Here is a 21,964-nt window from a genome sequence, read left to right as displayed (position 1 = left end):
TTTCGATGGAAAGACTAGATTCGACTTTTGAAGAAGCTTGCAGGATCGTTGGAGAATGTTGCTTGATGTTCGCTGAAAGGAGGGAAGAGATAAGCCTTGAACGCTTGGCTTTGTGGCTACAACGTGCTCAAGAAGAGGCGGTTGACACAAATGGTGAGCAACATGATGCTTTACAACTCGCGATAGAACGCCTCAACGGCTGGTAAATTACAGGCACAAAAAACCCGGCTCGGTGGCCGGGTTATTTCGGAGCTAAACAATTCTGGACCTCCAATTTGTCGAGAAATCTAGTTCTCTAAGCAATCGGTAAACGTCACAACATTGCACCCCAAATTTGTTGCAGACATCAGGTACTTTTCTGTTTGCTCGAGTTTTACTTGGCCTAGGGGTTTCGTTTGTAACGACAACGCGATTTTTAATATCTTTCATTGCGTAAGCAATTAAGAATGGATCCTTACCTATTTTTTCAACCTCAAGATCTGACAAATCCTCTGCATAACCATCACTGACAACTTTGTGAAGAATATCTGCGTCAAAATCTTCAGGAAGAATTAGATGTGGTTTGTTCGATTTATGATGAACCCATTTTGCATGTACATCACTATCCCCACCTTGGATTTCATCAATTATCTCACTTGGAACTTTAAGTCTGCCGCTCGTAGCGTGAAATAAAATCCACTCCCAAAACTCAGGAACTCTCATTTGAGGGTAATAGAAGTTGTGTGCATGAATCAGAATGTTAGCATCTAAAAGATATAATTTTTCCCTTTGGTCTGACATTATAGTTCCACCATTCGTGCAACATTCCCAGGGCTAACACCTAGCACCTTCCCTGCTTTTGTTTCGGTTATTACGCCCTCAAGAATAGAGTTTCTAATAACTCTTATAAGTGCGCTTCCAGTTTTGTGGCGTTTCGTCACATAAAAAGTGCCAGATGATTTTTTTTCATCAGCCTTTTTTGCCTTGCTCTGATGCCACATGTCTTTGAAATGAGAGGATATCCTCTCCCATTCGGTGATATTTATCTTCCCGGAGCGCAATAGCCTATATGCTATGAGAGACTGGCTAACATTATAGAATACTGATTTCTCTTGAAGGATTGATGTAAGCTCTTCAAATGTAGATGTCTCATCCACATTTATAGTGGCGAGATCTTCCGCTGGCAATAGAATATTACTCGCAATATCATTACAATATTTCTCTATTTTATGGCTGACACTGGTGTTGCTTATCCCTGTCTCACCAATTAGGATGTGGGCTAATTCATGAAGAAGAGTAAAACTCCAAGCCAATTTGGAGTCATTGTCATTAATGACCACAAAGGGAGCAATATTATCTGCTATAGCGAACCCGCGAAAGTAACTTGTACTTACGGATGAGTGATGGCTTCCAAGATTGCCTATTAGCAATACAAATACACCTTCATTCTCAACCTGTTTTCTCAGGTAGCCCATTGCATCATGTGCTGTTGCGTAGCGCCGAAATTCGGATGTGTTGATATTGAACCGTGACTGTATATATGAAGATGCAGCTTCAATATTTGGCAAATTCTTAAACCGACCAACAAAATCTTTGCTTTCTGCATCATCAGAATCAATGAGTGCTTCACGCACAATGCTTTGTCTAACAAAAATATCCCTTACAATCGCGTCCACATTGCCATTGGTTTCAATCGGCATCGCATCGGGAGCAGTTCTGTAGTCCTCTCCCTTTTTTTGGATTACAGGAGGCTTTGAAAGATAAAAGGTGAGGAGAGGACGATGGTACAACTTGGAAATTTCACCCAATTTTTTACTTGTTGGTTCTTTTTCGCCTGATTCATAGGCGAGCAAAATTGAAGCTCCTGACTGCTTAGAGCTTTTTAGATTTAGCTTTTTGGCCGCATCCTCTAAACTCAAACCAGAGCTTTCTCTTGCCCATTTTATAATCTCAGGATTTGGCTTAGCCATGCTCTCCACCAAGTAAAAAAATTCAAAAATCCGCAATTTCATTGTTCTGCATGCGAGATTCTACGTCAATTCGGTTCTACCTTTTAATCTCTGCAGCTCTCTTACACAAACACTCTAGGCCGCTGGAAAAATTAATGAAACATCATAGTCCTAATCGGCAATAACACAAATACTGTGGATATATCAGGGAAATACCTACAAAAAAATTGTAGGTAAAAAAGGTTCTTATATCAAAATGGGAATAGTGAACAAGGGAACACTGAAATTAGAAAAATTATGGCTGAAACCAATCGTCCGCGCTTTCCCACGTATCCTGCAGCATCACATCAATCACTTCTTTATCATGAGTCGTCCCGCCCATCACCGACATCCCATCACTGCCAGCTCGGCGAACGGTGAACGTTGCGCCTGGGTAATTCCTTTCAAGCCTTTTCTCAAACTCAACTTTGAAAGCCTCGACCGCGCCGGCGGGCAACTGCTTAGTTTTATCGATCAGCAATTCAACGTGCATAAATTTTCCTCATTCAAATGCTACAGCGCGGTGCGTTTTCAAACCAACGAACCTTAAGATAATTGGCTGTAACTCTGTTTTTCAATCCATTCCACAACATGTTTTCTGACGTAAAATGTCGGGTGAGTTTTAACTGGAGCAGGGAATTCTCTGTCACGTTCATACCGATACAGCGTATCCCTCGACCTAATGTGCAGTAGTTTCATAACTTCATCTTTCGAGATAAGCATGGCAACCTCATATCTTCAAACTGGGCTTCCAGTTGATAAGGTATATCCTGCGAAGTCTGTTACTACTGCCTCAAGTTTTGCTCTAATCAGCCGCCAGCCAGTTACCGGCATCATCAAACATCTCCTCAACTATTCCCGCCAGAACTGCCTTCTGTGCTTTGCTGGCGTCCGTGTTGATGCTGCTGAGCGTCACCATCGGTTTCACTTTCACGTCAGCATCAGGGAAGGTGCCATGCACGCGCTTGGTAAGTTCAGCCAGGATCAGCGCGTTAGCGTTCGGCACACCGGCCATGTTTCTTTTGTCGTAAATCAGCTCAACAAACATAAATCACCTCAGTCAATGAAAGTGGAACCAGCGTCTTCAATACCGGCCTCGATGTACCTTACTCTTTTCTGCAGTTCAAAGATGAGGGCCTTGGCTTCGCTGAGGCGAATCATCACCTGCTGGTCGGGATACATTTCAAATTTGGAATCGACAATACCCGTCAGCGTGTCAACGAAAGAAGATTTAAGAATCACAAACTCACCAAAGGCACTATGCGCGGCTTTAAACTCAGTCAACAACCGCATACCCCTGAAACTATCTTGCTCTTTCATGTGATGATCGCTCATGTGAATTAACTGGTTATTCATACAGTATATTTAAATTTTTAACTGATCAACCGATGACTTCAGTTTAAGCGTTTCAAATTTATCATGGAGTGACTGAGGGTATATTTCGCGATATACCTTCCACAGAATATCTAATGACTTATGTCCAGTAACTTGTGCTACCTCCTCCAGGCTAAACCCAGCCTCAAACAATCGGCTGGCACCTTCTCGGCGCAGGTCATGGTAATGAAGATCTTCAACACCCAGTTCTTTTGTGACTTGTCGGAAGGTCTGAGTCAGAGAACGCTCCCTATACGGGAAAACGCAATCATCTTTCTCAGGTTGTCTTTCCAGTATTTCCCAAGCTTGGCCAAGGAGTGGAACAACCATGTGATTGCCTTCTTTTTTCCGTGGGTCTTTCCTGTCACGAACCAGAACAGCCCTGTTCTTCTTATCGACATCAGACCATTGAATGCGTGTAACTTCGCCTATTCTCATACAAGAAAGTACGGAGAACATTAAAATGTCGGCAAAGGGTGCACCTGAATAGGAGGTCAGCGTTTTTTCCTTTAATCGCTCAATGATCATATCCAGCTCAATACCGGTAGGCCGGCGGCTTCGAGTGTTACCTGTACCAATGATCCCCATCTGGCGCATGGTTTCTCTTGCGGTCACATATGCATCGAAATCTACAGAAATATCAAAAAGTGGTTTGGCTGAGCTAAGCGCCTTGCCAATATAATTGATGTCATGCGCCGCAGTAGAGGGTTGAACTGTTGCTCGTCTCATCACTGCGTGGTCGATGTATGAACTGGTGGTTAATTCATTTAAGGGGATTGTAGAAATGTGTGACCGGAGCACCAGGTTGAGTGTTTCTCGTTTTGAACGTCCAAATTTTACATGGGGGTGATCCATGTATTTCTGAATTAATTCGCCGAGGGTAAGAATCTTTTCAAATGGTTTGGTCGATCGGGGTAATCCGTTTTGCTCGATATCAGCAACACGATTGACTCCCCATGCTTTAGCTAAACTTTGCTTGGTGAAAGTCTTCCTCTCACGATGAAGGTAAGCTCCATCTTCTTTAACGCCGACAGTGCAGCGGTAACGCAATTCACCTGAAGCGGTGAGTCTTTTCTCAATACTGTAATAGGCCATCTCAAACTGCCTCAGGGGGTGCTGTAGGGGGTGCCGAGGAGGATAAAATAGCTTAAAACGTCTGTATAATCGACAATAATATACAGTATAAATATACAGTAATCTTGTTAAGTTCTTGTATTTTATTGAAAATTATTTTATTGATTAGCTGCGCAATCCGTCATGTTGGCGGGGCTTTTTTTGTGCGCAGTCTTTTAGCGCCACTCTTTTAGCCGGGGGACGTCATTAACCCCAGGTCAGTAACGCTACGCCAAACATTCCGGCTTTCACCACCAGACACATAATAAAAAGGCCGAAAACGATAAAGGCTCTGTCTACAAGCAAGCGGATCTTTCTGCGCATGATTTTCCCCGCGAAGCTGAAAGCATCGCGATGCTGATGAATAAGTTTGGCCGAATTTATACACGAAAAAGCCGTCATCAATCCATCAATTACGCGCACAAAGCGGAAGTTTTACAAAGGCCTGTAACGCAGAGCGCATTAATGTTAAAAAAGCGCAGTCATTCCGGCGGGTCTATCGCCACTTATGTTGCGGTACGGGCAATCAGGCTACTTCTCGTAAAAGTTTTTAATACGGATGGCGACGTCAATATTGGCCCAATGCAGCTCATTTTCCTGATGCATGCTGCTGGTGCCGTCTTCCCATGTCACGTAGTACGACACATTTCCCTTTTCTGACTCAAACGCATTCATAACAGCACCTTTGATATCACCGGATCTGTGTTTAACGATACTGCCTTTAGGGAATTTCATATCTCCTCCCAAAACGTTAACAACGATCTCTTGCACAACAAACGGATAGCAATAATAAAAGGTTAGACCTTTTTCACTGAAGATGTTGCTGAGGGTGTTACAGAACGTGTAGTCAAATGTCGGAAGAAAACTCCCGCCAGGAGACGGGAGTAAAAGCAGAATTACGGTTTGCGTGCGATAAGCAGTGCGCGGCGCGGTGCCGGGTAGCCTTCGATTGTTTTTGTCGGATCGTTCGGGTCGAGGAATTCGGCCAGCGATTCGCTGGTCATCCAATCGGTGCGGCGCTGTTCCTCCACCGTGGTGACGCTGACGTCCGCGATGCGTACGTCCACAAAGCCACATTTGATCAGCCAGTCCTTTAGCGCATCGGCAGAAGGAATGAAGTAGATATTGCCCATCTGTGCATAACGGTCGCCCGGCACCAGCACCTGCTGGCTGTCACCTTCGACGACCAGAGTTTCCAGCACCAGTTCTCCACCGCTGACCAGCTGATTTTTCAGCTGGTAGAGATGATCCAGCGGCGAACGGCGGTGATACAACACGCCCATAGAAAAGACGGTGTCGAACGCGTTAAGCTCCGGTAACTGCTCGATGCCCAGCGGCAGTAAATGCGCACGCTGATCGCCACCCAGTAATTTACGCACGGCTTCGAACTGGCAGAGGAAGAGCTGCATCGGGTCGATACCGACCACCAGATGCGCGCCTGCGCCAATCATGCGCCACATGTGATACCCGCTGCCGCAGCCGACGTCCAGAATGGTGCGCCCGGTGAGGGGAGAAATATGCGGCAGAACGCGATCCCATTTCCAGTCAGAACGCCATTCGGTATTGATTTCAACGTCGTACAGCGAGAACGGCCCTTTGCGCCAGGGCATCATATTACGCAGCAGGTTTTCGATCCCTTCGCGCTGACCGGCGGGCAGCGGCGTTTCCATATTGGCGGTAACGCTGTGCAACAAATCCAGGCGTTCCGGCTTAATCAGCGGCAGGCGGTCAACCGAGTTAAACCACAATTTAAATTTGCCGTGCAGGGATTCTTTCTGCCACGCGGTCAGCTGAGACGGCAGGGTGTTTAGCCACGGGCTTAACGGGCCTTTGGCGATGACGCGGTAAAAATCACCAAAATCGATCATGCGGGTTCTCCGGCTTTCAGCGCAATCAGTGAGCCGAAGTTAAAGCACTGGAACCAGACTTCCGTGTGCTGGAAACCGGCCTGACGCAGGCGGGTTTTGTGAGTTTCGACCGAGTCGGTCAGCATGACATTTTCTAACATGCTGCGTTTCTGGCTGATTTCCAGTTCGCTGTAGCCGTTGGCGCGCTTGAAATCATGATGCATGTTGAACAGCAATTCGCCGACATCTTTATCTTCGAAGCTGAATTTTTCCGACAGCACCAGCGCAGCGCCCGGGCGCATTCCCTGATAAACCTGATTGAGCAGGCGCTGACGATCGTCAGGCTCAAGGAATTGCAGCGTGAAGTTCAGCACCACCATCGAGGCGTTTTTCAGCTCGATGTCAAGAATATCGGATTCGATGACCGTAACCGGCGTTTCGGCGCGGAAGGCATCAATATGGCGACGGCAGCGTTCCACCATGGCAGGGGAGTTATCGACAGCAATAATTTCGCAGCCCGGTACCTTGATATTGCGCCGCATCGAAAGCGTGGCGGCACCCAGCGAACAACCGAGATCGTAGACATTGGAATCCGGCTGGACGAAACGTTCGGCGAGCATGCCAATCATCGAAATAATGTTGGAATAACCCGGTACGGAACGTTGGATCATATCGGGGAAAACTTCGGCCACGCGTTCATCGAACGTCCAGTCGCCGAGCTTATCTATAGGTGCAGAAAAAAGCGTATCGTGGTTTGCCATAGTGGTGAGTCAGGCCAGAAAAGAGTGTGGGTAAAAAGTGAGGGCAGATTTTAGCAGATACTGGCGCAGGCAGATACCTGCGCACCGGCGTTCACTGCAAACTGCCCGGAAAAATGGCCGAAGTCAGTTGAAGGCGAGGAACTGCGACCACGGCAGATAGATAATATTGACGACCACCATCAGCACCAGCGAAATGTAGGTTGCGGCCATACCGTTGCGACGCCAGGTAAATTCGCGATTTTTCAGACCATAATAGTGGAATAAACGCCCGACAATCAGGAGCAGCCCGCAGGCGTGAACCATCCAGACGGCGGCACCGTTCATTTCCATAAACAGCAGTAATAAACAGCCAATCGGCAGATATTCGACGGCGTTGCCGTGTACGCGGATGGCGGTCTGCAATTCGTAGGATCCGCCGTCGCCGGTGGCAATACGGTATTCCATGCGCAAACGTACAACATCGAAAGAGAGTTTGATCAACAGTATGGCGGCAAGCACGACGTATAACGCGCTAATCATGATGACTTCCTTGGTTATTCCAGGTAATCCGGCGGAATATTTTTCTTCTCCGCTGCCCGGCTATGATAGCGGTCTGACTAAAACCTGTCGTCATGAAAAAGTGAATTTTTTAGAACAGCGTATCCTGCAACGGCCAGTCGGGCTCCGGCTGCACTGACGGCATCTGCTGGCGCAGTTGCTGCCACAGGCTGCGCGCCTGCTGAGGGGCATCGGTGCAATCGGGCGTATGGATGAATAAATACGGCGTAAGCCCTTCAGTTTCCCACGCCTGAAGTTTGTTGATCCACTGCGCGAACAAAGGGCGGTTTGCTTCCAGCTGGTCGCCGCCGATGAAACGGACGATGGGGCGTGAGGCGGTGGCTAATGCGTGCAGCGGCAGAACAGGTTTTTTGCGTTTGGCTTCGAGTACTGCCTCGGTCACTGAGCTCGAATTGTGCACCGGGCGGCTGTCGAGAATGGCACGGTTAACGCCGCGTTGACGTAAACCTTGATTAAGCCAGCGCTCGGCATCGCCTTTGGCAAAGAAATCCCGGTGCCGCACTTCCACACCGTAATCAAAACCGGCGGGCAGGGCATCAAGGAATTGCCACAAACGCTCAAGATGCTGCGGCGCGAAGGTCGCGGGCAGTTGCAACCACAGCTGTCCGATGCGTTCGCCAAGGGGGGCGAGTGTGCGATAAAACGTATCGACATCTTCCTGACAGTTCGCCAGCGCCGCTTTATGGCTGATGGCCGAGGGGAATTTGAAACAGAAACGGAAAGTTTCCGGCGTCATATCGCGCCAGCGCATCACCACTTCCTGTTTTGGCAGGGCATAAAACGTGGTGTTGCCTTCGACACAGTTGAAATACCGCGCGTAATCCGCCAAATCGCGCAGCCCGATGGATGCCCAGGCGCTGTGATGCCATTGCGGTAAACCAATATACATGCCGGTACTCTCCCGTTCTTCCTTATGAAAACGCCGCCCCGGTGGGCGGCGTCTGGATAACAAAAACAATGCCTTGAGGCAGGGTAACGTTACTGTGGCAGAGCGGCAAGCACTTCGGCGGTGGAGCGCACGCGGCTGATGCGAGGGAAAATAAACTGCACGCTGGACTGATGATGCTCGTTGTTGTGCGCGCTGCAGGCATCTTCGGCAATCACCAGCTCGTAGCCGTGTTCCCACGCGTTACGCGCGGTGGACTCTACGCCGATGTTAGTAGAGATACCCGCCAGCACGATGCTTTTAATGCCACGACGGCGCAGCTGGAGATCCAGATCGGTGCCGTAGAACGCGCCCCACTGGCGTTTCACCACCAGTAAATCTTTGTCGGTCACCGCCAGTTGCTCCGGGAATTCCCACCAGCTGGCAGGCAAACCGCCTTCCGGCGCAGCCGCCGGAATATCAACCGGTTGTTTCAGCGCTTCGTCGAAGGAATCGGACCAGCCCACGCGAACCATGACCACCGGTGCGCCCAGTTCACGAAAGCGGTTTGCCAGTTCTGTCGCGTTATCCAGCACCTGCTGCGCGGTGTGGGGGCCACCTGCGAACGGCAGGATCCCTTTCTGTAAATCGATCAGTACCAGTGCGGTGGTTTTAGGGTCAAGTTTCATGGCGTAAAGCTCCCGGTTATCTCATTAATAGCGAAAGGAATAATGAACAGCGTGTACAAAGGGGATTGCGCGAGTCTATGCTAACGCGTGGGTCAATTTGGGGGTAATTTTGTTAAATTATGTGTAGCAGGCAACATGAGTGAATTTCCGCGCCAGCCTTGACGTGTTCGCACTTATCCTGCGAAGGAAATTCCTTTATAATAGCCGCCTTTTTTAGAAGCTTAGATTTAGAACATAAGCAAACCTATTCCGCGCGCCGCAGCGTTTTGCGGGCGGGCGACCAGAGTGAATAACCGTTTCTGTACCTGTGCGCCATGAGGCCGGGTAGTGGGATCAAAAGGATACCGTTATGCGTACTGTATATTGTGGAAAGCTGAATGCGTCCAATGTGGGCCAGGAAGTGACATTGTGTGGCTGGGTTAACCGTCGACGCGATTTGGGTGGTCTGATTTTCATCGATATGCGTGACCGCGAAGGCATCGTGCAGGTTTTCTTCGATCCGGATCAGGCTGACGCCTACAAACTGGCCTCTGAACTGCGCAATGAATTCTGTATCCAGCTGACCGGCACCGTCCGTGCGCGCCCTGAAAGCCAGTTCAATAAAGACATGGCGACCGGTGAAGTGGAAGTGTTCGCCAGCGGTCTGAACATCATCAACCGTTCAGAATCCCTGCCGCTCGACTCCAATCACGTGAACTCCGAAGAAGCGCGTCTGAAATACCGCTATCTGGATCTGCGCCGCCCTGAGATGGCCAATCGCCTGAAAGCGCGCGCAAAAATCACCAGCTTTGTACGCCGTTTCATGGACAGCCATGACTTCCTCGACATCGAAACTCCGATGCTGACTAAAGCCACACCGGAAGGCGCGCGCGATTATCTGGTGCCAAGCCGTGTCCATAAAGGCAAGTTCTACGCGCTGCCACAATCCCCACAGCTGTTCAAACAGCTGCTGATGATGTCCGGTTTCGATCGTTATTATCAGGTAGTCAAATGCTTCCGTGATGAAGATTTACGTGCTGATCGTCAGCCAGAATTTACTCAGATCGATGTTGAAACCTCTTTCATGAGCGCTGAACAAGTGCGTGAAGTGATGGAGAAACTGGCGCGTGAACTGTGGCAGGAAATCAAAGGCGTGGATCTGGGCGATTTCCCGATCATGACCTATGCGGAAGCGATGCGTCGTTTCGGTTCTGACAAACCGGACCTGCGTAACCCGATGGAAATGGTTGACGTTGCGGACCTGATGAAAGACATCGAGTTCAAAGTGTTTGCCGATCCGGCCAACGATCCGAAAGGCCGCGTGGCCGCGTTGCGTGTCCCTGGCGGCGCATCCCTGAGCCGTAAACAAATCGACGAATATGCGAAATTCATCGAAATTTACGGCGCGAAAGGTCTGGCTTACATCAAAGTGAACGAGGTGGCGAAAGGTCTGGAAGGTATCCAGAGCCCGGTTGCTAAGTTCCTGAACGCTGATTTGCTCTCTGCACTGATCGAGCGCACCGCCGCACAAGACGGCGATATGATCTTCTTCGGCGCAGCCAGCGCGAAAATCGTGACTGATGCCATCGGCGCACTGCGTCTGAAAGTTGGCCGCGACCTAAAAATCACGCAAGACGACGTGTGGGCACCGCTGTGGGTAATCGACTTCCCGATGTTTGAAGACACCGACGAAGGCGGCCTGAGTGCGATGCACCATCCGTTCACCGCACCGAAAGAGATGACTGCTGAAGAGTTGGCAGCCAACCCGGTTTCCGCGATCGCCAACGCCTACGACATGGTGATCAACGGTTACGAAGTCGGCGGCGGTTCCGTGCGTATTCACCGCAGCGAAATGCAGCAGACCGTGTTCAGCATTCTGGGCATTAACGAGCACGAACAGCGCGAGAAATTCGGCTTCCTGCTCGACGCCCTGAAGTACGGTACGCCGCCGCACGCTGGACTGGCCTTTGGTCTGGACCGTCTGGTGATGTTGCTGACCGGCACCGACAACATCCGTGACGTCATTGCCTTCCCGAAAACCACCGCAGCGGCCTGTCTGATGACCGAAGCGCCAAGCTTTGCTAATCCGGCGTCGCTGCTGGAGCTGGGTATTGCGGTAGTGGCGAAAAAAGAAGTGACGCCAGACACAAATACAGAGAATAACTAATGAGCGACAAGCGTCCTGAGTCGATACTGTGCGTCATCTACGCCAGAAACACCGGCAGGGTGCTGATGCTACAACGAAAGGATGACCCGAATTTCTGGCAGTCGGTGACCGGCAGTCTGGAAGACGGGGAATCCCCGAAAGACACCACGCAGCGTGAAGTCATGGAAGAGGTCGGTATCGACATCGCAGGTGAAAACCTGACTCTGCAAGACTGCGATCGCTGTGTGGATTTTGAAATATTTGCGCATTTGCGCCATCGCTATGCTCCCGGCGTGACCCGCAACAAAGAACACTGGTTCTGTCTGGCGTTACCCGAGGAGCGTGATGTGGAACTTACCGAGCATCATGCATACCGTTGGCTCGACAAAACCGCAGCGGCAGCGCTGACGGTGTCCCCGAGCAACCAGCAGGCGATTGAAGAATTTGTAAACTATTCGGTCTGTTAAGACTTTAGACTTTTTGGAGATTTGTTATGGCAGGTCACAGTAAGTGGGCCAACACCAAGCACCGCAAAGCGGCGCAAGATTCTAAGCGTGGCAAAATTTTCACCAAAATCATTCGTGAACTGGTGACGGCAGCAAAACTCGGTGGCGGCGATCCGGCGGCTAACCCGCGTCTTCGCGCAGCTATCGATAAAGCGCTGTCTAACAACATGACCCGCGACACCCTGAACCGCGCCGTCGCGCGTGGCGTGGGCGGCGATGATGATACCAACATGGAAACCATCATTTATGAAGGTTACGGTCCTGGTGGTTCAGCAGTCATGGTGGAATGCCTGAGTGACAACCGCAACCGCACCGTGGCTGAAGTGCGTCACGCCTTCAACAAAACCGGGGGTAATTTGGGCACTGACGGTTCCGTTTCTTACCTCTTCTCCAAAAAAGGCGTGATCTCTTTTGCTCCGGGTCTGGATGAAGATGTGGTGATGGAAGCCGCGCTGGAAGCAGGCGCAGAAGATATCGTCTCTTATGACGATGGCGCGATTGACGTGTTCACGGCCTGGGAAAGTCTGGGCGATGTGAAAGACGCGCTGGAAGCGGCCGGTTTCAAAGCCGACTCCGCAGAAGTCACTATGATCCCATCGACCAAAGCCGACATGGATGCAGACACTGCGCCTAAACTGTTGCGCCTGATCGACATGCTGGAAGATTGTGACGATGTACAAGAGGTTTACCACAACGGTGAAATCTCAGACGAGATTGCAGAAACTCTGTGATTTTCGTGCCGCCGGTGGTTTCCACCGGCTGGCTATCCTGTTATCCCGCAGCAGTTTATACTCTCCCCACTTCCTTATAAAAACGACAATACAAGGCGTTGAGCGGCTATGGCTATTATTCTGGGGATCGACCCCGGTTCGCGTATTACCGGCTATGGCATTATCCGCCAGACAGGGCGTCAGCTGAGCTATCTCGGCAGCGGCTGTATCCGCACCGTGGTGGACGATATGCCTGGACGTTTGAAACTGATTTACGCCGGTGTGTCGGAAATCATTACCCAATTTCAGCCTGACTTTTTTGCCATCGAATCTGTATTTATGGCGAAGAACGCCGATTCCGCATTAAAACTCGGCCAGGCGCGCGGTGCGGCGATTGTGGCCGCAGTGAATCAGGATTTACCTGTGTTTGAATATGCCGCACGGCAGGTCAAACAGACCGTTGTGGGCACGGGTGCCGCTGAGAAATCACAGGTTCAGCATATGGTGCGATCGTTGCTGAAATTACCCGCCAATCCGCAGGCGGATGCTGCCGATGCACTGGCGATTGCTATCACACATTGCCACATGAGCCAGAACGCAATCCGTCTGAGTACGGACAAATTACAGATGGCGCGAGGGCGGATGCGATAGACGCCGCAAGTCCATTAGGCTGGATATCCATCCAGCTTTTTTTATGATATAAACATCGCAGTTTTTGACCCGATAAGGAAAATGAACGTGATAGGCAGACTACGAGGCATCATTCTGGAAAAACAGCCCCCTTTGGTGCTGCTGGAAACCAACGGCGTTGGCTATGAAGTGCAGTTGCCAATGACCTGTTTTTACGAATTGCCGGACCTGGGTCAGGAAGCTATCATCTTCACACAGTTTATCGTCCGCGAAGATGCACAACTGCTTTACGGATTTAATGACAAGCAGGAACGAGCGCTGTTTCGCGAGCTGATTAAAGTCAACGGCGTCGGACCAAAACTGGCGCTGGCTATCTTGTCAGGCATGTCGGCGCAGCAGTTTGTCAGTGCGGTGGAAAAGGAAGAAATCACCGCGTTAATTAAGTTACCGGGTGTAGGTAAGAAAACCGCAGAGCGCCTGGTTGTCGAGATGAAAGACCGGTTTAAAGGATTAAACGGTGATCTATTTAACAATCATACTGATATCACGTTACCTGCATCGGCGTCGAAAACAAAAGAATCTGATGCCGAAGGCGAAGCCGTTGCAGCCCTGATTTCACTGGGTTACAAACCACCGGAAGCCAGCCGAATGATCAGCAAAGTTGCCAAACCGGGTGCTGAATCCGAAACGTTGATTAGAGAGGCGCTGCGCGCTGCGCTGTGAGGTAAGAGATGATCGAAGCTGACCGCCTGATTTCGTCCGAAGTCTTCACTACGGAAGAAGAAGTCATTGACCGTGCGATCCGCCCGAAGCTGCTGTCAGAGTATGTCGGCCAGCCGCACGTCCGTTCGCAAATGGAAATCTTTATTCAGGCGGCTAAGCAACGTAAAGATGCGCTCGATCACTTACTGATTTTCGGGCCGCCGGGGCTGGGTAAAACCACGCTCGCCAATATTGTGGCCAATGAAATGGGCGTGAATTTGCGCACCACGTCTGGGCCGGTGCTGGAAAAAGCCGGCGATCTGGCGGCGATGCTAACGAACCTTGAGCCACACGACGTGCTGTTCATTGATGAAATCCATCGTCTGTCCCCGGTAGTCGAAGAGATTCTGTATCCTGCGATGGAAGACTATCAGCTGGATATCATGATCGGCGAAGGGCCTGCCGCGCGTTCCATCAAGCTCGATTTACCTCCGTTTACCCTGATTGGTGCCACTACCCGCGCCGGTTCGCTGACGTCACCGCTACGTGACCGTTTCGGGATCGTGCAGCGTCTTGAGTTCTATCAGGTGGCGGATTTGCAACACATCGTCGGGCGCAGCGCACTGTGTTTGGGGCTGGAGTTGTCAGAAGAGGGCGCACATCAGATTGCCCGCCGTTCGCGCGGTACGCCGCGTATTGCCAACCGTCTGCTGCGCCGTGTGCGCGACTTCGCGGAGGTCAAAGGTGACGGGACGATCAACGGTGACGTTGCCAACGGTGCGCTGGATATGCTTGACGTCGATGCGGAAGGTTTTGATTACATGGACCGCAAACTATTGCTGGCCATCATTGATAAATTTTCCGGCGGGCCGGTAGGTCTGGATAACTTAGCGGCAGCGATTGGTGAAGAACGGGAAACGATTGAAGATGTCATCGAACCTTTCCTTATCCAGCAGGGCTTTATTCAGCGGACGCCGCGTGGCCGCATGGCGACCAATCATGCCTATAAACACTTTGGGCTTTCGCGCGCGGAAGAATAAAACCGGTCGTCAGACAATAGAATTCCCAACGGGCGCTTTTGCGTCCGTTTTGGTTTTTGTAGTTCACAACAAAGTAATCAACACGACCGGACAAATTGCGGTGAAAGACAGGCTCCCACCGCGTCACGGATTACACTACCGCTTTAGGGGGACGCAACTTCGGCACAACTAACTCACCCTTGGCATTGTAATAACGGCTTGGCCAGATTTCCCAGGCCGGAACGCCAATCATTTGCGCGATGATCATTTCGCCTTTAGGCCATCGTCGTGACAGGGTGTTAGAAAGTGTGGAAGAACCCAGTCCGGACTCACGGGAGAGTGCCGTCAACGTTGAACCTTTCTTGCGGATTGCTGCGATGATATCGGCGGGATGCCAGTCTTCTCTGGTATTTATCATAATACGGCCACCTCCGGAGAACAGGGGCGCAGAATAAACAGGAGAGGGGGGAGTGCCTGCCTTGGCTTGTCTTTCATATCACATTGTCCAGTAGATTAGTTGTGTGGCGACCACTGGAGTTGAGAATCTCGCTGGTGGTAGCCCTGACGGGGTTCTCAACACCGGTTCTACTGGATACCGGCCTGACCTAAGTCAGCCCCGCCTGAGCCACCATTGAGATATTGCTTGTTGTTTGTACAGGCAATAGGTGTGCGCAGACTCAGACGTGAAATGCGAGTGCACATTCCATGTCGCCAGTGAACATTCAGGTTGAGAATCCCGGTCGCGGATTTTGCCGCGACAAGGAATTATAGCGTAACGGGTAAACGGTTACCAAGGCCGTGATATCCGGCTCACTAAATTTGCAACGTTAAATGAGCTATTTAGCGTCCTCAGTCTGTCGCTGCACCTGTCGGACACCGCGCCCCATCACACTTCCACGCAAAACCTGAAGCCGGTCACATTTTCATGTTTTAGCGGCTATTACGGCTTGTTTCTGTTAACGATTCGATTGAGAATCACTATCAGAAAGCAGGATTGTTACTGTCTGACAGGCAAAACCTAAACTTCTTGTCTCTTCGCCTAACGCGGAGAGACCGGACGTTTAGGTTTTTTTTTGGCCTGAATTCAGGGGCCGGCCGCCCCGTTAAAAATACCGGCAATGTCGTGCACGACGCCCTTACTCTGATGAGATAACACCATGGAATATAAAACCTTAGCCGAAGAAATTCTCCGCGGTGTCGGCGGAAAAGAGAACGTTAACAGCGTGGTTCATTGCGCTACCCGTTTACGTTTCAAACTAAAAGATACGAATAAGGCCGATGCAGAAGGCCTGAAAAAAAATCCCGGCGTGATCATGGTCGTGGAAAGCGGCGGTCAGTTTCAGGTCGTGATTGGCAATCATGTTGGCGCAGTGTACGAAGCGTTGGTAAAAAGCAGCCCGCTTTCTGAAGACGGTGGAGAAGATTCGGGTGATAAGGGCAGTTTGTTCGCCAGGGCGATTGATATCATCTCCGGTATCTTCACCCCGTTTATCGGCATTATGGCCGCATCGGGTATTCTCAAAGGTTTTCTGGCGCTGTCGCTGGCCTGTGGCTGGCTGGTGCCGGAGAGCGGGACGTACAAAGTCTGGTTTGCTGCCAGCGATGCCATGTTCTATTTCTTCCCATTAGTGATTGGTTTTACTGCCGGTAAAAAATTCGGTGGTAATCCTTTTGTCACGATGATGATCGGCGGTGCGATGGTCCATCCGCTGATGATTGCCGCCTTCGACGCGCAGCAGGCCAGCGCACATAACGAGCATTTCTTCGGTATTCCGCTGGTCTTCATTAACTATGCCTCATCGGTTATCCCGGTGATCCTCGCGGCCTGGGCTTCCAGCTGGCTGGAAAAACGGGCGATGAAAATCCTGCCCGGCGCACTACGTAATTTTATCACCCCGCTGATTTGTCTGATGGTGATTGTCCCGCTGACCTTCCTGGTGATCGGCCCTGTCGCGACGTGGGCCAGCCAGCAGCTGGCGAACGGCTATCAGTTCGTCTATCACATCAGTCCGCTGGTGGCCGGTGGCTTTATGGGCGCGTTGTGGCAGGTCTGTGTGATCTTCGGCCTGCACTGGGGGCTGGTGCCATTGATGATCAACAACTTCAGTATTCTCGGCCATGACACCATGCTGCCACTTTTACTGCCTGCGGTGATGGGGCAGGTTGGCGCAGTCATCGGCGTGATGCTGCGCGTTAAAGACGCCCGTACTAAAGCACTGGCAGGTTCTGCCATCAGCGCCGGGATTTTCGGTATCACCGAACCGGCGGTGTACGGCATCAACCTGCCGCGTCGTCGCCCGTTTATCTTTGGCTGCGTCGGCGGCGCGCTGGGCGGGGCGATCCTCGGGTATTTCCAGACCACCGCCTACTCCTTTGGTTTTGCCAGTATTTTCACGTTCACCCAGGTGATTCCGCCAACCGGCTTTGACCAGAGCGTGACTGCCGCGATTGTCGGCACCGTTGTTGCGCTTCTCTTTGCCGCTCTGACAACCTATTTCTTCAGCATAAAAGAAGAAGCGGCTGAGAAACCCGCCGATGCGAAAGTGGACGCCGAATCGGTACAGGCACCGCGCGGTAAGACGCTGATGGGCAGCCCGATGACCGGCGCGTGCGTGGCGCTCGAAGAGGTCAATGACCCGACGTTTGCCAGCGGTTTGCTGGGTAAAGGCGTGGCTGTCGTGCCAACCCTCGGGCGTGTCGTTTCACCGGTCAACGGCACCATCGCCTCTTTGTTTAAAACGCATCACGCCATCGGAATTGAATCCGAGGACGGCGCGGAAATCCTGATCCACGTCGGCATTGATACGGTGAAGCTCGACGGCAAATTCTTCACGCCGCACGTCGCAGTGGACGCGGTGGTTAAGCAGGGCGATTTGCTGCTCGAGTTCGATATACAGGGCATTACCGACGCTGGCTATGACCTGACGACGCCGGTGCTGATTACCAACAGCGACGATTATCTCGACGTCATTCCGGCCGGTGTCGGGCAGGACGTCAGCGAACAAACGCCTTTATTAACTTTATTACGTTAACGACCAGAGCCAGGAGGTTCATATGAACAAGCAATTCCCAAACGGTTTTTTATGGGGCGGTGCAGTGGCTGCCAATCAGGTAGAAGGCGCATACCTGACAGACGGTAAAGGATTGTCCACGTCAGATCTGCAACCGCAGGGCGTTTTCGGTCCGGTGCAGGAACGTGTTGAAGGCGATTTCGGTGTCAAAGACGTGGCGATCGATTTCTATCACCGTTATCCACAAGACATGAAACTGTTCGCTGAAATGGGCTTTACGGTTCTGCGTACGTCGATTGCCTGGACGCGAATTTTCCCGCAGGGCGATGAAACGCAGCCGAATGAAGCCGGTCTGGCTTTCTACGACAGACTGTTCGATGAAATGGCGAAATACGGTATTACGCCACTGGTGACGCTTTCCCACTACGAAATGCCCTACGGTCTGGTGAAAAAGCACGGTGGCTGGGGCAGCCGCGATACCATCGGGTTCTTTGAAAATTATGCCCGTACAGTGTTCAGCCGCTATAAAGACAAGGTCAAATACTGGCTGACCTTCAATGAAATCAATATGTCGCTGCACGCACCGTTCACCGGTGTCGGCTTGCCGGAAGACAGCAGCAAACAGGAAATCTATCAGGCGATCCACCATCAGCTGGTGGCCAGCGCTAAAGCGGTAAAAGCCTGCCACGAGATAATTCCCGACGCTAAAATCGGCAACATGTTGCTCGGCGGGATGTTATATCCGCTGACCTGCAAACCGGCTGACATGATGGAAACGCTGCAACAAAACCGTGACTGGTTATTCTTTGGCGATGTGCAGGTGCGCGGTGCGTATCCCGCTTATATGCAGCGCTTCTTTAAAGACCGTGGTATGGAAATAAATATCACTGCTGAAGATAAACAGGCGCTGAAGGAAACGGTCGACTTTATTTCTTTCAGTTATTACATGACAGGTTGTGTGACCACCGACGAAGAATTAAATATTAAAGCGCGCGCCAATATATTAAACATGGTGCCGAATCCGCATCTGAAAAGTTCCGAGTGGGGCTGGCAGATTGATCCCGAAGGTTTGCGCTTCCTGATGAATGAATTATATGACCGCTACCAGAAACCGTTATTTATTGTAGAGAACGGTCTGGGTGCCCGCGATAAAGTGGAAGCCGACGGCAGCATCAATGATGATTACCGCATACAGTACATCAACGATCATCTGGTTCAGGTTCGCGAAGCGATTGAAGACGGCGTTGAAGTCATGGGCTACACCAGCTGGGGGCCGATAGACCTGGTCAGCGCATCGAAAGCGGAGTTCTCAAAACGCTACGGCTACATTTACGTCGACCGTGACGATCAGGGCAACGGTACGCTGGAACGTCGCCGTAAGAAAAGCTTCTTTTGGTATACCGATGTTATTAAATCTAACGGTGCTGCCTTAAAATCATAATCCAGTCTTAGTGAAAAATTGGCGGTCTGAAATAACGCAGACCGCCTGTTCAGTCAGTCAATAATAATGCGAATAAATCGCAGGGCTGTCTGTTTCTGTGAGTTGATAAAAGCCAATAAAAATATAATCGCGTTTAAATAAGTAATTTGATGGGAATATAATGATGAAACCCCTTTTGACCTTTGCTGCACCTACAATCAATCCGTCGCATAATCACGGCCCAGTTAATAAGATTCATGTATTAAGACGCGCCGCTCTGACACTTTGTCTGTTCGGTTCAATTATCAGTCCTGCGCTGGCCGAAAATAACTGGAACGGTACCGTGTTGGGGTTTGAAGCGCCGGGCGAGGGAATGCTCGGCGATATGTTGGGTATTCGCCCGATTCTGGAAAACCACGGTTTTCACTATCAGCTCGGTTATCTCAGCGAATCGGCCTACAACGCCGGTGGCGGTTACAATCATGATAAGAAGCTGGCGTATATCGATCAGTTTTCGCTGACGTTTACTCAGGATCTGGAGATGTACACCGGCATTCCTGATGCGGCTATTGAAGGGAACATCGTCAACCGTAACCATAACGATAACCTGACCTCAGAACGGACACAGGATCCACGTGTGGGTTTCAACGATATCGCGCAGGAAAGCTGGGGCGGACAATCGATTACCCGTCTGGGCTGGCTGACCTTTGGACGCAGCTTTGATGACCGTAAGCTGCACTGGCGCATCGGTATGATGAACAAGAATCAGGATTTCGATCAGATAATCCCGTGCGATTTCCAGTTACTCAGCCAGTGCGGCGGTAAATCGGCCAACTCGATGACCTGGTTCAACTGGAATAAACATTACTGGGGCACCACTTTCCAGTACAAACTGACGCCGGAGCTGACGCTCAAAACCGGTATCATGGAGCAAAACCCGGATGCCTCCGATCGTAAATACGCGTGGAGCGGCTCGCTGAAAGGAGCGCGCGGTATCCTGCTGCCGATGGAAGCGGAGCTGAAAACCAAAGTCAACGGCCTGCCGGGGATTTATAATTTCGGGCTGCTGTACACCAACTCGAAGCAGCAGGATCTCTCGGAAGGTAAATCACAGAGCGTGGGCGCGACGGATCCTCAAGGCTACCGTACGCACAGCGACACCTGGTTTATGTACACCGGTTTCAACCAGCAGGTGACCACGCGAGGCGACGATCCAAACCGCGGCATGAGCGTGTCATACAGTCTGGGTCTTGGCGATCAGCGCAGCAACTACATTCACCATACGCAGGCCGCGTCCATGCGCTATCGCGGTCTGTTTGATGCCCGCCCTGACGACTGGCTGGGTTTTGGTGTGACCTACATTAAAATGAGCGATCATTACCGAAAAAATCAGGAAAACCTGAACGACTATTATCAGGTGGATGATTACGGCAATCCGCTGTATACGCCGCTGGCCGGGCATTCGGTAAACGCTGATTTGTACTATCAGATTAAAGTGCGCTCATGGCTCATCTTGCAACCGGATTTGCAGTACTGGCACCGTCCGGGAGGCGTAGCCGAAACTCAGGATGCCTGGGTTACAGGTCTGAAAGCGATTGTCACTTTCTGATATTTTATCTGCTCTCAGACCGCAGCGATCGTCATCACGCTTTTAAGGTGTTGCCTGCAAGGTGAATGACCTGATCTGATAGAATTATCAGGCAGATACGAACGATTACAACAGAATGAACCTGACCTTCTTCGCGGACGGTTGGGTTTTTCTTTTCAGGGAATAAGCATGAAAATCGCCAAAATACTCAATAATAATGTGGTGGTTGTCATAAACGAGCAACAGCGCGAGCAGGTCGTCATGGGCCGCGGGCTGGCGTTTATGAAGAAAGCGGGGGATGAGCTCGATGACAGTAAAATCGAGAAAATCTTCGCCTTACAAAATGACGAACTGGTCGCGCATCTGACTGAACTGCTGTCGCACATTCCGATGGAAGTGATGACCACCTGTGATCTGATTATTTCGCTGGCGCGCAGTCGTCTGGGGAAATTGCAGGAGAATTTGTACATTGCCCTGACCGATCACTGCAACTTTGCCATTGAGCGTCAGAAGCTGGGCGTGCCAATCAGCAATGCGCTGCTGTGGGAAACCCGCCGCTTGTATCCGAAAGAATATGCGCTGGGACTGGAAGCGCTGGACATCATCGACACGCGTCTTGGCGTGCGGCTGCCGGTGGACGAAGCGGGCTTCATTGCGCTGCATCTGGTCAACGCGCAGCTTAACGGCGAAATGCCGGAAGTGGCGCAAATCACCCGCGTCATGCAGGAAATCCTCAATCTGGTGAAATACCAGCTGCGTCTGGAATACGACGAAGAAGCGCTGAGCTATCAGCGGTTTGTTACCCATCTTAAGTTTTTTGCCCAGCGGATGCTCAACCGCACTGTGGTCGCCGACGACGACATGACGCTGCACGTTGCGGTGAAAGATAACTATCCGCAGGCCTGGGCCTGTGCGGAGAAAATCGGCGAATACCTGACCGCGCAGTATCAGCGAGAGCTGACCACCGAAGAGGTGATGTACCTGTCCATCAACATTGAGCGGGTGCGTAAAGAGAGCCAGCCAAAGGCGCCGTCATGACCGCACGGAAACACAAAATTCGTCCTGCGAAATATGAGTGA

The 21,964-nt window shown here is 50.9% G+C and carries 24 protein-coding genes; 11 read left to right on the top strand and 13 right to left on the bottom strand.

From position 1 onward, the window contains the following. Positions 1-5 precede the first annotated feature (5 nt). Positions 6-206 (top strand): hypothetical protein, encoded by a 201-nt coding sequence (locus I2123_RS15285; RefSeq protein WP_213050897.1) that lies wholly within the window; start codon positions 6-8, stop codon positions 204-206. A 46-nt stretch (positions 207-252) separates the two neighbouring features. Here the strand turns inward: I2123_RS15285 and I2123_RS15280 are convergent, their stop codons facing one another. From I2123_RS15280 to I2123_RS15225, 12 genes are all read right to left on the bottom strand, one after another. Beyond that, entirely contained in the window at positions 253-780 is a 528-nt protein-coding gene (locus I2123_RS15280; RefSeq protein ID WP_213050896.1) for a DUF4411 family protein, read from the bottom strand. Next, positions 780-1,949 (bottom strand): ImmA/IrrE family metallo-endopeptidase, encoded by a 1,170-nt coding sequence (locus I2123_RS15275; protein ID WP_213050895.1) that lies wholly within the window; start codon positions 1,947-1,949, stop codon positions 780-782. Before I2123_RS15275 ends, I2123_RS15280 begins: the two co-directional genes overlap by 1 nt. Positions 1,950-2,223: 274 nt before the next feature. Then, entirely contained in the window at positions 2,224-2,460 is a 237-nt protein-coding gene (locus I2123_RS15270) for a DinI-like family protein (protein ID WP_213050894.1), read from the bottom strand. Positions 2,461-2,772: 312 nt separating this feature from the next. Next, positions 2,773-3,015 carry a DinI-like family protein gene (locus I2123_RS15265; protein ID WP_213050893.1) on the bottom strand — a complete coding sequence of 81 codons (243 nt, stop codon included), beginning with the start codon at positions 3,013-3,015 and terminating at the stop codon, positions 2,773-2,775. An 8-nt stretch (positions 3,016-3,023) separates the two neighbouring features. Further along, positions 3,024-3,287, bottom strand: a complete 264-nt coding sequence (locus I2123_RS15260) for a hypothetical protein (protein ID WP_213050892.1) — start codon at positions 3,285-3,287, stop codon at positions 3,024-3,026. Between the two features lie 45 nt (positions 3,288-3,332). Then, positions 3,333-4,436, bottom strand: coding sequence for a site-specific integrase (locus I2123_RS15255; protein ID WP_213050891.1), 1,104 nt, complete (start codon positions 4,434-4,436; stop codon positions 3,333-3,335). A 549-nt stretch (positions 4,437-4,985) separates the two neighbouring features. Beyond that, complete coding sequence (locus I2123_RS15250; protein WP_112164430.1) at positions 4,986-5,189, bottom strand: hypothetical protein; 204 nt, start codon at positions 5,187-5,189, stop codon at positions 4,986-4,988. Positions 5,190-5,350: 161 nt separating this feature from the next. Further along, positions 5,351-6,322 (bottom strand): tRNA 5-methoxyuridine(34)/uridine 5-oxyacetic acid(34) synthase CmoB, encoded by a 972-nt coding sequence (gene cmoB / locus I2123_RS15245; RefSeq protein ID WP_213050890.1) that lies wholly within the window; start codon positions 6,320-6,322, stop codon positions 5,351-5,353. Continuing rightward, positions 6,319-7,062 carry a carboxy-S-adenosyl-L-methionine synthase CmoA gene (gene cmoA, locus I2123_RS15240; RefSeq protein ID WP_112164428.1) on the bottom strand — a complete coding sequence of 248 codons (744 nt, stop codon included), beginning with the start codon at positions 7,060-7,062 and terminating at the stop codon, positions 6,319-6,321. The genes cmoB and cmoA overlap by 4 nt, the downstream gene beginning before the upstream one ends. A 123-nt stretch (positions 7,063-7,185) precedes the next feature. Continuing rightward, positions 7,186-7,581: an MAPEG family protein gene (locus tag I2123_RS15235; protein ID WP_112164427.1), complete on the bottom strand. Its 396-nt coding sequence runs from the start codon at positions 7,579-7,581 to the stop codon at positions 7,186-7,188. 109 nt (positions 7,582-7,690) lie between these two features. Further along, the gene (locus I2123_RS15230) at positions 7,691-8,509 is read right to left on the bottom strand and encodes a DUF72 domain-containing protein (protein ID WP_213050889.1); all 819 of its coding nucleotides are present in this window, start codon (positions 8,507-8,509) and stop codon (positions 7,691-7,693) included. 89 nt (positions 8,510-8,598) lie between these two features. After that, positions 8,599-9,174, bottom strand: coding sequence for a hydrolase (locus tag I2123_RS15225; RefSeq protein WP_112164425.1), 576 nt, complete (start codon positions 9,172-9,174; stop codon positions 8,599-8,601). Positions 9,175-9,523: 349 nt separating this feature from the next. On the opposite strand from I2123_RS15225, the gene aspS reads away from it, so the two are divergent. The 6 genes from aspS to ruvB all read left to right on the top strand — a co-directional run bounded on the left by aspS (position 9,524) and on the right by ruvB (position 14,887). Continuing rightward, positions 9,524-11,320, top strand: coding sequence for an aspartate--tRNA ligase (aspS, locus tag I2123_RS15220; RefSeq protein ID WP_112164424.1), 1,797 nt, complete (start codon positions 9,524-9,526; stop codon positions 11,318-11,320). Continuing rightward, the gene (nudB, locus tag I2123_RS15215; RefSeq protein ID WP_112164423.1) at positions 11,320-11,766 is read left to right on the top strand and encodes a dihydroneopterin triphosphate diphosphatase; all 447 of its coding nucleotides are present in this window, start codon (positions 11,320-11,322) and stop codon (positions 11,764-11,766) included. The genes aspS and nudB overlap by 1 nt, the downstream gene beginning before the upstream one ends. Positions 11,767-11,792: 26 nt before the next feature. Then, positions 11,793-12,536, top strand: a complete 744-nt coding sequence (locus tag I2123_RS15210) for a YebC/PmpR family DNA-binding transcriptional regulator (protein ID WP_112164422.1) — start codon at positions 11,793-11,795, stop codon at positions 12,534-12,536. 108 nt (positions 12,537-12,644) lie between these two features. Beyond that, positions 12,645-13,166, top strand: coding sequence for a crossover junction endodeoxyribonuclease RuvC (gene ruvC, locus I2123_RS15205; RefSeq protein ID WP_056769506.1), 522 nt, complete (start codon positions 12,645-12,647; stop codon positions 13,164-13,166). An 87-nt stretch (positions 13,167-13,253) separates the two neighbouring features. Next, positions 13,254-13,868, top strand: coding sequence for a Holliday junction branch migration protein RuvA (gene ruvA, locus I2123_RS15200; protein ID WP_112164510.1), 615 nt, complete (start codon positions 13,254-13,256; stop codon positions 13,866-13,868). An 8-nt stretch (positions 13,869-13,876) separates the two neighbouring features. After that, entirely contained in the window at positions 13,877-14,887 is a 1,011-nt protein-coding gene (ruvB, locus tag I2123_RS15195; RefSeq protein WP_112164421.1) for a Holliday junction branch migration DNA helicase RuvB, read from the top strand. A gap of 130 nt (positions 14,888-15,017) precedes the next feature. Here the strand turns inward: ruvB and I2123_RS15190 are convergent, their stop codons facing one another. Then, entirely contained in the window at positions 15,018-15,284 is a 267-nt protein-coding gene (locus I2123_RS15190) for a helix-turn-helix domain-containing protein (protein ID WP_213050888.1), read from the bottom strand. 739 nt (positions 15,285-16,023) lie between these two features. Here I2123_RS15190 and bglF point away from each other — a divergent pair. The 4 genes from bglF to bglG all read left to right on the top strand — a co-directional run bounded on the left by bglF (position 16,024) and on the right by bglG (position 21,923). Next, positions 16,024-17,898 carry a PTS beta-glucoside transporter subunit IIABC gene (gene bglF / locus I2123_RS15180; protein ID WP_112164419.1) on the top strand — a complete coding sequence of 625 codons (1,875 nt, stop codon included), beginning with the start codon at positions 16,024-16,026 and terminating at the stop codon, positions 17,896-17,898. A gap of 22 nt (positions 17,899-17,920) precedes the next feature. Next, positions 17,921-19,318: a glycoside hydrolase family 1 protein gene (locus I2123_RS15175; protein WP_112164418.1), complete on the top strand. Its 1,398-nt coding sequence runs from the start codon at positions 17,921-17,923 to the stop codon at positions 19,316-19,318. 232 nt (positions 19,319-19,550) lie between these two features. Continuing rightward, positions 19,551-20,906 (top strand): carbohydrate porin, encoded by a 1,356-nt coding sequence (locus tag I2123_RS15170; RefSeq protein ID WP_420834352.1) that lies wholly within the window; start codon positions 19,551-19,553, stop codon positions 20,904-20,906. Positions 20,907-21,074: 168 nt separating this feature from the next. Next, on the top strand, positions 21,075-21,923 hold the full coding sequence (bglG, locus tag I2123_RS15165) for a transcriptional antiterminator BglG (RefSeq protein ID WP_213050887.1): 849 nt from the start codon (positions 21,075-21,077) through the stop codon (positions 21,921-21,923). The last annotated feature ends 41 nt before the right edge of the window (positions 21,924-21,964 follow it).

The organism is Rahnella inusitata, from assembly GCF_018288855.1.
Lineage (GTDB): Bacteria > Pseudomonadota > Gammaproteobacteria > Enterobacterales > Enterobacteriaceae > Rahnella > Rahnella inusitata.
Note: the sequence above shows the minus strand (reverse complement) of the source record. Positions and strands in the feature narration are given on the sequence as shown.